Source organism: Pseudomonas sp. GL_135 (assembly GCF_057834665.1).
The window spans coordinates 4,962,078-4,973,135 of record NZ_CM174408.1 but is presented as its reverse complement, the minus strand read 5'-3'; the positions used below and the strand labels follow the sequence as shown (position 1 = coordinate 4,973,135).

Annotated in this window: 9 protein-coding genes; 4 read left to right on the top strand and 5 right to left on the bottom strand. The window is 61.2% G+C overall.

All coding sequences use genetic code 11. The features are described 5' to 3' along the window. Window positions 1-13: 13 nt before the first annotated feature. Together AC3ISG_RS22045 and AC3ISG_RS22040 are read left to right on the top strand one after the other, a co-directional pair. Entirely contained in the window at window positions 14-2,515 is a 2,502-nt protein-coding gene (locus AC3ISG_RS22045) for a circularly permuted type 2 ATP-grasp protein (protein WP_489297967.1), read from the top strand. After that, window positions 2,515-3,411: a transglutaminase family protein gene (locus AC3ISG_RS22040; RefSeq protein ID WP_489297966.1), complete on the top strand. Its 897-nt coding sequence runs from the start codon at window positions 2,515-2,517 to the stop codon at window positions 3,409-3,411. Before AC3ISG_RS22045 ends, AC3ISG_RS22040 begins: the two co-directional genes overlap by 1 nt. 157 nt (window positions 3,412-3,568) lie before the next feature. Here the strand turns inward: AC3ISG_RS22040 and AC3ISG_RS22035 are convergent, their stop codons facing one another. Continuing rightward, entirely contained in the window at window positions 3,569-3,781 is a 213-nt protein-coding gene (locus AC3ISG_RS22035; RefSeq protein WP_272633052.1) for a hypothetical protein, read from the bottom strand. Between the two features lie 425 nt (window positions 3,782-4,206). On the opposite strand from AC3ISG_RS22035, the gene azu reads away from it, so the two are divergent. After that, window positions 4,207-4,653 carry an azurin gene (azu, locus tag AC3ISG_RS22030; RefSeq protein WP_122533806.1) on the top strand — a complete coding sequence of 149 codons (447 nt, stop codon included), beginning with the start codon at window positions 4,207-4,209 and terminating at the stop codon, window positions 4,651-4,653. Here azu and AC3ISG_RS22025 read toward each other — a convergent pair whose 3' ends face one another. The 4 genes from AC3ISG_RS22025 to AC3ISG_RS22010 form a co-directional block, all read right to left on the bottom strand. Next, window positions 4,654-5,682, bottom strand: coding sequence for a DUF1338 domain-containing protein (locus AC3ISG_RS22025; protein WP_489297965.1), 1,029 nt, complete (start codon window positions 5,680-5,682; stop codon window positions 4,654-4,656). 164 nt (window positions 5,683-5,846) lie between these two features. After that, complete coding sequence (gene nadE, locus AC3ISG_RS22020) at window positions 5,847-6,674, bottom strand: NAD(+) synthase (protein ID WP_489297964.1); 828 nt, start codon at window positions 6,672-6,674, stop codon at window positions 5,847-5,849. Window positions 6,675-6,734: 60 nt separating this feature from the next. Further along, window positions 6,735-7,934: a nicotinate phosphoribosyltransferase gene (gene pncB / locus AC3ISG_RS22015; RefSeq protein ID WP_489297963.1), complete on the bottom strand. Its 1,200-nt coding sequence runs from the start codon at window positions 7,932-7,934 to the stop codon at window positions 6,735-6,737. Between the two features lie 409 nt (window positions 7,935-8,343). Continuing rightward, window positions 8,344-9,249: a LysR family transcriptional regulator gene (locus tag AC3ISG_RS22010; protein WP_122625701.1), complete on the bottom strand. Its 906-nt coding sequence runs from the start codon at window positions 9,247-9,249 to the stop codon at window positions 8,344-8,346. Between the two features lie 156 nt (window positions 9,250-9,405). On the opposite strand from AC3ISG_RS22010, the gene amaB reads away from it, so the two are divergent. After that, window positions 9,406-10,896 carry an L-piperidine-6-carboxylate dehydrogenase gene (gene amaB / locus AC3ISG_RS22005; protein WP_489297962.1) on the top strand — a complete coding sequence of 497 codons (1,491 nt, stop codon included), beginning with the start codon at window positions 9,406-9,408 and terminating at the stop codon, window positions 10,894-10,896. Window positions 10,897-11,058: the final 162 nt, after the last annotated feature.

The following is an 11,058-nucleotide window of genomic DNA, read 5'->3' as shown; positions in this document are numbered from 1 at the left end:
TGCCGAGCCTTCCATGCCTGACCTGCTTGACCACTATCCGCTCACCCCGGGTACCTACCACGAGATGCTGGATGCCAGCGGCGCCGTTCGGCCCCATTGGCAGCGTTTATACGAGCATCTCCAGCGCAGCACACCTGCGCAGCTGATCCAGCGTCAGGCGCTGCTCGCCCGGCAGATTCAGGAAAACGGCGTCACCTACAACGTCTACGCCGACCCCAAGGGTGCCGATCGGCCCTGGGAACTGGACATGCTGCCCCATGTGATTCCAATGGAAGAATGGCAGCCATTGGCGGCCGGCATCGCCCAGCGCGCGCGTCTGCTCAATGCCGTGCTGGCCGATCTCTACGGCCCGCAGGAACTGATCGCCGAAGGTCTGCTGCCATCGGAACTGGTGTTCGGCCACAACAATTTTCTCTGGCCATGCCAGGGCGTAAAGCCGCCTGAAGGCACTTTTCTGCATGTGTACGCGGTTGACCTGGCGCGCACGCCCGATGGCCGCTGGTGGGTGACCGCCGACCGGACTCAGGCGCCGTCGGGTGCCGGTTATGCGCTGGAAAGCCGTCTGATCGTGTCGCGGGCATTCCCCGAGCTGTACCGGGATCTGCAGGTCCAGCACCTCTCGAATTTCTTTCGGTCGCTGCAGGAAACCCTCGCGCGTCAGGCACCGACCAGCCACGAAGCCCCGTTGGTGGTGTTGCTGACGCCCGGGCGTTTCAACGAGAGCTATTTCGAGCATCTTTATCTGGCCGGTCAGCTGGGCTATCCACTGGTGGAAGGCAGCGACCTGACCGTACGCGACGCCACGGTGTACCTGAAAACCCTCAGCGGCCTGCGTCGTGTACACGCGATCATGCGCCGTCTGGACGACGACTTCTGCGATCCGCTGGAGCTGCGCACGGATTCGGCGCTGGGCGTGCCGGGCCTGCTGCAAGCCGTGCGTCAGGGCCGGGTGCTGGTCGCCAATGCCCTTGGCAGCGGCGTGCTGGAATCGCCCGGGTTGCTCGGGTTTCTGCCAAAGATCAACGAACACCTGTTTGGCGAAGAGCTGCTGCTGCCGTCGATCGCCACATGGTGGTGCGGTGAGCCGCCGGTGCTGGCGCAGGCGCTGGAGAAGATGCCCGAGCTGCTCATCAAGCCTGCGTTCCCGTCCCAGAGTTTCGCTCCGGTGTTCGGCCGTGACCTCAGCGACGAACAGCGCAAGGCCCTGGCCGCGCGCATGCAGGCCCGGCCTTATGCCTACGTCGCGCAGGAACTGGCGCAGTTGTCCCACGCGCCGGTCTGGCAGGGCGAGGACCGTCAGCTGCAGCCCCGCGCCATCGGTATGCGCGTGTACGCAGTGGCGACGGCCGATGGCTATCGCGTCCTGCCGGGCGGATTGACCCGTGTGGCCGCCGACGCCGACGCGGACGTGGTGTCGATGCAGCGCGGCGGGGCGAGTAAGGACACCTGGATTCTCGGCGAGCGCCCACTGGGCAGCGAACCGTGGAAAAACCGCCACTCGCTGGGGGTGCACGACCTGATTCGTCGCGACCCGTATCTGCCGTCGCGTGTGGTGGAAAACCTGTTCTGGTTCGGCCGCTACTGCGAGCGCTGCGACAACAGCGCGCGCCTGCTGCGGATCATGCTCACGCGCTATGTCGACGGCGATGATCCGGTCGCCTTGCAAGCAGCGGTCGAGCTGGCCGAGCGACTTAATTTGCTTCCTCTCAAAGACGAAGAGGAGCCGCGCGAGCTACATGAACGTCTGCTTGAAGCGTTGTTGGGTGACGACTGGCCGTTCAGCCTGCGCTCCAACTTGCAGCGCTTGCAGTGGGCGGCGTCCCAAGTGCGCGGCAAGTTGTCCCGCGAGAACTGGCAGGCGCTGGTGGAATTGCAGCGCGAAGCCATGAATCTAGAAACCGAGAGCCCTGATTTCGGCGAGCTGCTGGACTTTCTCAACCGCCTGGTGATGTCACTGGCGGCGCTGTCCGGTTTCGCCCTGGACGACATGACCCGCGACGAGGGCTGGCGCTTCTTGATGATCGGGCGGCGCATCGAGCGCTTGCAGTTTCTCTGTACGACGCTGGCAGCATTCCTGCGCAGCGAGGCAGTGTTTCATCAGGACGCCCTGGACGGGCTCCTGGAACTGGGCAACAGCGGCATCACTTACCTCTCGCGTTATCTGGCCCTGCCGCAGCTGATCCCGGTGCTCGACCTGTTGGTGCTGGACGATCAGAACCCCCACGCGGTGTTGTTTCAGCTCAAGTTGGTGGCCCGCTCAGTGAAACGCATGAATGAGGATTTCGGCGTGCCTCAGGACAACGGCCTCACGGCGCTCATTCAGCGGCTGGCGGTGTTCGATCTGGGTTGCCTGGAAGATGGGCTGTTCGGTGAGAGCAGCGTCAAGGCAGCGTTGGACGGCTTGGCGGATCTGCTGCAGACCATCGGCGACACCAGCGGCCATGTTTCTGACCGGCTTGCGCTGCGTCATTTTGCCCACGTCGACGATGTCAGTCAGCGCACGGTGTCGGTCTGATGAACAGTGCCCATTATCAGATCCTCCACGACACGCACTACAAATACGACAGCCCGGTATCCCTGGCCCAGCAGCTTGCCCATCTGTGGCCGCGGCGCAGTCCCTGGCAGCGTTGCCTGGAGCAGCACCTGATCATCAGCCCGACGCCCACCATGCGCCGCGATGAGCTGGACGTGTTTGGCAATCCGCTGACGCGCCTGGCATTCGAACGCCCGCACGATGAGCTTCAGGTCAACGCGCGCCTGCGTATTGAAGTGCTGGAACGGCCGCGGCTGGATTTCAATGCTTCCGCTTCCTGGGATGAGGCGCAGCATCGGCTGACCTATAGCGCTTCGAGAATGGCGCCAGACATCCTTGAGGCCTGTCGCTATCGATTCGAATCCCCGTACGTTCACCTGAAGCAGACGTTCGTCGAGTTTTCCGCCAGCTGCTTTCCCGCCGGGCGGCCGATGCTGCTGTGCGCGCAGGCGCTGATGGAGAAGATATTCGAAGAATTCACCTTTGATGGCGAGGCGACTCAAGTGGCCACGCCGCTGGTGGAGGTGCTGGAAACCCGCCGTGGCGTCTGTCAGGACTTCGCTCACCTGATGCTGGCGTGCGTACGCTCGCGCGGTCTGGCTGCGCGGTATGTCAGCGGCTATCTGCTCACCCAGCCGCCGCCCGGGCAGCCACGGCTGATTGGTGCCGATGCCTCACACGCATGGGTGTCGGTGTTCTGTCCGGTGCTGGGTTGGGTGGATTTCGATCCGACCAACAACGTTCAGCCTGCGCTTGAGCACATCAGTCTGGCGTGGGGGAGGGATTTTTCGGACGTGTCGCCGTTGCGGGGGGTGATTCTGGGAGGCGGGAGCCACGACCCGGAAGTGCGCGTGACGGTAATGCCGATTGCGAAATAGGCGGATGAAGACGCCGTTGGGGGAGGTGAGCACGCGCGCCATGTCGTGCGAGCAGGATTGTCAGCCAATGGATGGATCACGGTAAAAGCCTCGTCGGGAGCAAGCTCACGCCTACAGGCTTTCGCGTTCATCCATCCCATTGCGCTGAATCAGACGATCACTCGGCAGGCTTTTCTTCAGCGGAGCCTTTTACTTCGACGGAGTCTTCAGCTTCGGTAGCGCCTTCAGCGTTTTCGCCGTCTACGGCTGCACCTTCTCCAGCCTCTGCTTCAGCCTTCTCGGCCTGCTTGCGCTGTGCTTTTTCCTCTTTCTTTTGCTCTTTGGCCAGATCACGTTGGCGTTTGGCGAAGGAATAGTTGGGTTTGGCCATGGGCAGTCCTCGAGGCAGACGATAAGTCAGCACATTCTGCCTGAGAATGGTGCAAAACCGGCGTGGTATTTTTCCTCACCCGGTCATCGATGCCGGTCAGTCCCCCGGCATTACAGGTCTCAGCCGTTGGAAACAGCGCGTTGATAGACGCCGTAAGCCTGGCTGGCGCGGTCGTAACTACCCGATGCGCCACAGGCGTAAGCGGCAAGCAGGCTGCGGAAAATGCTGGAAAGTTGCATGGGATCGTCCTGAAGGTGGGTGACAGGGCGATCTTATGCAGCCATCTTAGCGCTGACTGTTTGATTGTCTCGATGGCCCTGATAGAGGCCGCGCAGAGATGACCGGCAATAACGGTCGTTGAATTGTTCTAATTCAGGGCTGTCCTTGTATACGAAATCAAAGGCTACCCCACCTGGAGACGCACCATGATTCGCAAGCTTGTCGCTGCATCCGTTCTGACTTTGGCCAGTGGGCACCTGCTGGCGGCCGAATGCTCGGTTGAGGTCGATTCCACCGATCAAATGACGTTCACCACCAAGGCCATTGAAATCGATAAGAGCTGCAAGCAGTTCACCGTCAACCTGAAACACTCCGGCAGCCTGCCGAAGGCAGTCATGGGCCACAACGTGGTCATCAGCAAATACGATGACATGTCGCAGATCGCCACTGACGGCATGAGCGTTGGCATCGATAAGGATTATCTGAAGGACGGTGACACGCGCGTCATTGCCCACACCAAAGTCATCGGCGGAGGCGAGTCGGATTCGGTCACCTTCGACGTCTCCAAACTGGACCCGGCCGAGAAATACGGCTTCTTCTGCTCCTTCCCCGGCCACATCGGCATGATGAAAGGCACTGTCACGCTGAAGTGATCACTGGGCCTGCTTCGAGTCTGTCATCTTGAAGATGCCTTGGGCGTTGCTGCTGTCGAAGTTGAGATCGATCTTGCCGTTGTCAGGGTCGATCTTGCGCTGAATGAATTCGACAAATGAGCCCGGCACCTTGTGCGCCACGACGACACCCTCGGCATTCAGCAGCCCTCGACTCACCGTGCAGGCCTTGTACGCGGTCTGCATGACCCTGCCCGAACCTGACACCTCGATGCTGTCCTTCATCGGCCGCTCGCGCCGATTCTGTTCGGTAACCGTCGCTTCCAGATCCACCACCCGATCCGTCAGGTGATTGAAGCTGTTGCCTTCGGTGGCGATCCACGCCATTTCCGCGCTTTCGCTCAGCAGTTGGCGATAGTCATCTTCCCGAACGACGCCGTGCTGGCGGTCAAATGCTCGATACAGCGCCGGCAGCAGACGGGTGGCTTCGGCGACGCTGCAATGCCGGGTGGTGCGCAGGCGATTGAGGATGCTCAGGTCTTCAGGACTCAACGGGTCGCGGCTGGAACCGACGACACGGCTGACCGCCTCTTGGAATGACTGACTGAGTCGGCCGGGGTGCAGCTCGGAAACGAAGAACTGCGCGATGTCTTCCGGCAGGTCCATCTGGCGATAGCCCCAGCCGGTCATGTTCAGTTTGGTCAGCGGGTAAGTGCGCACATCGGTGAAGCCCAGCGGCTCCAGCAGGCGCGAGAAGGCCTGACGCCCGCGTGGCAATTCGCCGTTGTCCGCCCAATCGACGGTGCGAATGGCGCCATGGTCGAACACCACCTTGCGGCCGCCCTCGAATTGCTCGTCCACATAGCGAAGCCCATCGGGTACGGCCTCTACCAGCTTGTGGAACAGGCAGAGGTTTAACGCTTCGGCCAGCCAGGCCCGATGGACCGCCTCGTCAGACCAAGAGAAACCACCCAATGCTTGTGGCACCTCGACGCGATGTTCGAGCCACGCCGCAGCGGGCTGGCCAACGGTGGACGCAACGAGGGAGAAGAGGCCTTGGAAAGCAGTCATGGATAGCGGCTCTGAGCGGGGAAGTCAGAGCGCTATGTAAGCCGTGATGACGAGCGCCATCAAGCGAAAAGAAATAACGGGTTCATTCCGTTTTTGAATGCAGCGCGTTTGCCGCCCGATGAATTTTTTATGCAAAACCCATCGGACGCATTCGTTGCTACGCGTTATGGCGCGTACGGCAGATCCCGTTTGTGCTGGGTCTTGCGGTAGGTGCTGACAATAATCTCGGCGGTTTCCTGCTTTACCGGTTCGCCGTGGAGGAAGGCGTCGATCTCGGCGTAGCTGATGCCGTGGGCCGCTTCGTCGGGTTTGCCGGGGACCAGTTCTTCGAGGTCGGCGGTGGGGACTTTCTCGACCAGGTTGTGCGGCGCGCCGAAGCTGCGCGCGATTGCGCGGACCTGGTTCTTCACCAGACCGCTTAACGGCGCCAGGTCGCAAGCGCCGTCGCCGAACTTGGTGTAGAACCCCATGACCGCTTCAGCCGCATGGTCGGTGCCGATGACCAGACCGCCTTTTACGCCGGCAATGGCGTACTGAGCGACCATCCGCGCCCGGGCCTTGATGTTGCCCTTGACGAAATCCACGGCACTGGCGGCCTGGCCTTCGAAGGCTTTGATCTGATCAACCAGCCCTTTCACCGAGGGCGCGATGTCCACTGTGTGGCGCTCGTCCGGGTTGATGAAATCCACCGATGCCGTGGCTTCATGTTCGTCGTGCTGGATGTGATACGGCAGGCGCACGGCGATGAAGGTGTAGGCATCGTCGCCTGTACTTTCACGCAGCTCGCGGATGGCGCGCTGGGCCATCAAACCCGCTGTCAGCGAATCCACGCCGCCACTGATGCCCAGTACAAGCACTTTCAGGCGGGCGTTATTCAGGCAGTCCTTGATGAATTGCACGCGGCGGCTGACTTCCGCCTGCAGCGCTCCGTCATTGGCGAAAGGCGGCTGGACGTTGAGCTGCCGGGCGATCTCGCGCTGTACGTCTTGCATGATTGACTCCTTGAGCAAAAAAGGAATGGCATGGAAAAGAGGCGGCGGTCGGTGCTCGACTCAGGATGGCACCTTGAATACGTGGAGCAGGTAGGACACGAACTCCGGGTCCTTGCATTGGGTTTTGCCGGGCTCGTCGGAAATCTTGGCGACGGGCTGGCCGGCGCAGGCGGTCATTTTCAGCACGATGCTCATTGGCTGGATCCCCGGGATGTCGGCGGTCAGGTTGGTGCCAATCCCGAAACTGACGTTGATGCGACCACGCAGCGCGCGGAATATTTCCAGCGCCTTCGGCAGGTTCAGGCCATCAGAGAACACCAGCGTCTTGCTCATCGGCTCAATGCCCAGCTTCTGATAGTGCCTGATGCATTTTTCGGCCCACTGCACAGGATCGCCCGAGTCGTGGCGCAGGCCGTCGAAGAGTTTGGCGAAGAACAGGTCGAAGTCGCCGAGGAAGGCATCGGTGGTGATGCAGTCTGTCAGCGCAATACCCAGCAGGCCGCGGTATTCGCGCACCCAGCAATCGAGCGCGGCAATCTGGCTGTCAATCAGGCGCGGGCCAAGTTGCTGATGGGCCATGATCCATTCGTGGGCCATGGTACCGAGGGGTTTAAGGTCGAATTTGCGCGCCAGGTGCACGTTGCTGGTGCCGACGAACTGGCCGGGGAAATCCTTTTTCAACACCGAAACGACGTCCTCCTGCACCGCGTAGGAGAAGCGCCGGCGCGTGCCGAAGTCAGCCACTTTCAATTCCGCCAGTTCGTCGGCAGTGGCGGTTGCATTCAGCCAGTCGAATTTGCGGCACAGCTGGTCGCGGGCCTGACTGAGCAGGGTTTCGGGGTTGCGATGGCGATTGCGGACTTCGCTGACGATGGCCAGGACAGGCACTTCGAAGAGGATCACGTGCAGCCAGGGGCCTGAAAGGCGGATGCACAGTTCGTCGTTTTCAATGGTGGTCTGGACGTAGCGCAGGTTGAAGCGGAACAGCCCGAGGAAACGCAGGAAGTCGGGCTTCATGAAGTTGATGCGTTCCAGGAAACCGGTCTCCTCGACGCTCAGCGACAGTTCGCAGAGCTGCTCGATCTGATGGCGGATTTCGGTCAGGTACGGCCGGAGATCTTCACCGTTGCGGCAGCGAAACTCCCACTCCACTTCGACGTTGGGGTAGTTGTGCAGCACGGCCTGCATCATGCTCAGCTTATAGAGGTCGGTATCGAGCAGGTTCTGCACGATGCGGTCCGCGAAAGCGCTCTCACTCATTGTGTCGCTCCAGCCAGCAGCGGCCGCCAAGGTGCGGCCCGGGATTCAATTGGGTGTCGCATACAACCTTGCGGTAGCGCTGTGGCGGTACGTCCGGTTTGTTATTGACGATGGCCGACATAATGCCAGTCGTCGTGGGAGAGGGGCAGAAATGTTTCAGCGACTGACCGAGTGCATCCCGTTGGAACGGCTGGAACTCCAGCTGTAGGGCTGGCCTGAACTCCAATTGTGGGACTGGCTTTAGCCGGGAATGCGTCGGTGGTCACGCCGCAGAGTAATGGTGAGCAACCGGGCCTCTTCCCGGCTAAAGCCGGTCCCACTAAAAGCCTCGCGTGTACCCAGTGGGGCTGGCTAGACCTCAATCGTGGGATCGCGTGCACTTGTAGGACTGGCTTTAGCCGGGACGCTTTCACTGCGGCGTGGGCTCGTTGAGCTGTTCGAGCATCCACTCCACAAACACGCGAATCTTTGGCACTTCGGCCGCGTGCTCCGGGTAGGCCAGGTAATAGGCGTCCTGGCTCGGCAATGCGTGGGGCCAGGGGATGATCAGTTTGCCGTCCGCCAGCTCTTCTTCCACCAGAAACCGGGGCAGCAGCGCGACGCCGCAACCCACTTGCGCCGCACGAATACACATATAGATCGTCTCGAAGCGGGGGCCGTGATAGCTGTGTTCGGTCTGGTAGCCCTGACTTTCGAACCAGTCATGCCAGGCCTGGGGACGATGCGCGTTTTGCAGCAGGACCAGATCGGTCAGTTGCGTAGGATCGGTGAAGGGCTCTTTGGGCACGCTGCCGGGTGCGCATACCGGCACTAGCTCTTCACTGAACAGCTTCACGCTCTCCGCACCGGGTCGGGCGCCGCCGCCGAAATAGAACGACAGGTCGCAGCGGCTCTGCGCCAGGTCATCGCTCTCCTGTTCGTTGACCAGATCCAGATGAATGTGCGGATGACGCAAGCGCCAGCCCTTCAGCCGCGGCACTAGCCAGCGGGCGCCGAAGGTCGAGGGTGTCGACACGCGCAAGACTTCGGTTTCGCCACCGTAGGAACGCAGGAAGTGCGTCGACATTTCCATCTGCGAGAGCACTTTGCGCACTTCGCCCAGGTACAGCGCGCCGGCTGGCGTCAATTGCAGGCGCCGACGAACCCTTCGAAACAACAGGTGCTGCACCAATTCTTCCAGCTGGGCGACCTGCTTGCTGACGGCGCTCTGGGTGAGGTTCAGCTCCTCGGCCGCGCGGGTGAAACTCAGGTGACGGGTCACCGCTTCAAAACATTGCAGCGCGGTGACCGACGGGAGATGGCGTTTGCTCAGCATAATCGGCTCGTTCAGCATCAGCATGAAAAAACGGAATGATATCTCGCTTAATCGTCGTTTGTTGCAGTGTCGCCGGCCAGCTATTACTAGAGGCTGACGAAATAACCAGTATTTGGCATTCCGCTTTCGCGCTTACGATCAGTTTCAGGAGAAATCATGCTCAACGACCTGCTTACCCGACTCGGTGTCGATGCCGCGCTTTATCAAGAGGGCGACAAGCCTGTTCACACGCCGATCGATGGCAGCCAGGTTGCGTCGGTGAACTGGGAAAGCGCCGCTGAAGTCGAGCAGCGCATCACCCGTGCCGACCACGCCTTCGAAGCTTGGCGCAAAGTGCCGGCGCCCCGTCGCGGCGAGCTGATCCGCCTGTTTGGCGAAGCGCTGCGCAAGCACAAGGCCGACCTGGGCGAGCTGGTGTCGTGGGAGGCCGGCAAGATCACTCAGGAAGGGCTGGGTGAAGTGCAGGAAATGATCGACATCTGCGACTTCGCCGTCGGCCTGTCGCGCCAGATGTATGGCCTGACCATCGCCTCAGAGCGCCCGGGCCACCACATGCGTGAAACCTGGCACCCGCTGGGCGTCATCGGCGTCATCAGCGCGTTCAACTTCCCGGTGGCGGTCTGGTCGTGGAACACCGCGTTGGCGCTGGTCTGCGGTAACTCGGTGATCTGGAAACCGTCGGAAAAGACCCCGCTGACTGCGCTGGCGTGCCAGGCGCTTTTCGATAAGGTGGCCGCTGAATTTTCCGACGCCCCGCAGTACCTCACCCAATGCATCGTCGGCGGCCGCGAAGCGGGTGAGGCGTTGGTCGATGACGTCCGCGTCGCGTTGATCAGCGCCACGGGCAGCACGCGCATGGGTCGCGAAGTGGCGCCAAAACTCGCTGCACGCTTCGCCCGCAGCATTCTGGAGCTGGGCGGCAACAACGCGATGATTCTGACCCCAAGTGCCGATCTGGATTTGGCCGTACGCGCGGTGCTGTTCAGCGCTGTCGGCACGGCCGGTCAGCGTTGCACCACCCTGCGCCGTTTGATCGCGCATTCGTCCGTGAAGGCCGAGTTCGTCGAGCGCCTGAAAGCGGCCTACGCCAAAGTGCGCATCGGGCATCCGCTGGAAGGCAATCTGGTCGGTCCGCTGATCGACAAGCAAAGCTACGAAAACATGCAGGAAGCGCTGGAGCAGGCGTTGAGCGAAGGCGGCAAGGTGTTTGGTGGCAAGCGCCAGTTGCAGGAGAAATTCCCGAACGCTTATTACGTCTCGCCGGCCATCGTCGAGATGCCGGAGCAGAGCGATGTGGTGCGCAGCGAAACCTTCGCGCCGATTCTGTACGTGGCGGGCTACGAGGAATTCAGCGAGGCGGTGCGCCTGAATAACGATGTGCCCCAAGGTTTGTCGTCCTGCATCTTTACCACCGACGTGCGCGAGGCCGAGCAGTTCATTTCGGCGTTGGGCAGCGATTGCGGCATTGCCAACGTCAATATTGGCCCGAGTGGTGCAGAGATTGGTGGTGCGTTCGGTGGCGAAAAAGAAACCGGCGGCGGTCGCGAGTCCGGCTCGGACTCTTGGAAAGGCTACATGCGTCGCCAGACTGCCACGGTGAACTACTCCCGCGAACTGCCGCTGGCGCAGGGTATTACGTTTGATTGATGCCATCTGTTCGAGCGCGTTCTGACAGATGATCGTGCCCACGCTCTGTGTGGGTACGCATCCCCAGGCGCTCTGCGCCCGGTTTCTGTGACGCGGAGCGTCATCGGCTGCATTACCACGCGGAGCGTGGGAACGATCAGCGTGGGAACAATCAGGTCTGGC

What these genes read in the sequence shown, in the direction of transcription:
- AC3ISG_RS22040 (WP_489297966.1), top strand. Translation starts at nt 2,515, where the DNA reads ATGAACAGTGCCCATTATCAGATCCTCCACGACACGCACTACAAATAC.
- pncB (WP_489297963.1), bottom strand. Translation starts at nt 7,934, where the DNA reads ATGAGTGAGAGCGCTTTCGCGGACCGCATCGTGCAGAACCTGCTCGAT.
- AC3ISG_RS22045 (WP_489297967.1), top strand. Translation starts at nt 14, where the DNA reads ATGCCTGACCTGCTTGACCACTATCCGCTCACCCCGGGTACCTACCAC.
- azu (WP_122533806.1), top strand. Translation starts at nt 4,207, where the DNA reads ATGATTCGCAAGCTTGTCGCTGCATCCGTTCTGACTTTGGCCAGTGGG.
- AC3ISG_RS22025 (WP_489297965.1), bottom strand. Translation starts at nt 5,682, where the DNA reads ATGACTGCTTTCCAAGGCCTCTTCTCCCTCGTTGCGTCCACCGTTGGC.
- AC3ISG_RS22035 (WP_272633052.1), bottom strand. Translation starts at nt 3,781, where the DNA reads ATGGCCAAACCCAACTATTCCTTCGCCAAACGCCAACGTGATCTGGCC.
- nadE (WP_489297964.1), bottom strand. Translation starts at nt 6,674, where the DNA reads ATGCAAGACGTACAGCGCGAGATCGCCCGGCAGCTCAACGTCCAGCCG.
- AC3ISG_RS22010 (WP_122625701.1), bottom strand. Translation starts at nt 9,249, where the DNA reads ATGCTGAGCAAACGCCATCTCCCGTCGGTCACCGCGCTGCAATGTTTT.
- amaB (WP_489297962.1), top strand. Translation starts at nt 9,406, where the DNA reads ATGCTCAACGACCTGCTTACCCGACTCGGTGTCGATGCCGCGCTTTAT.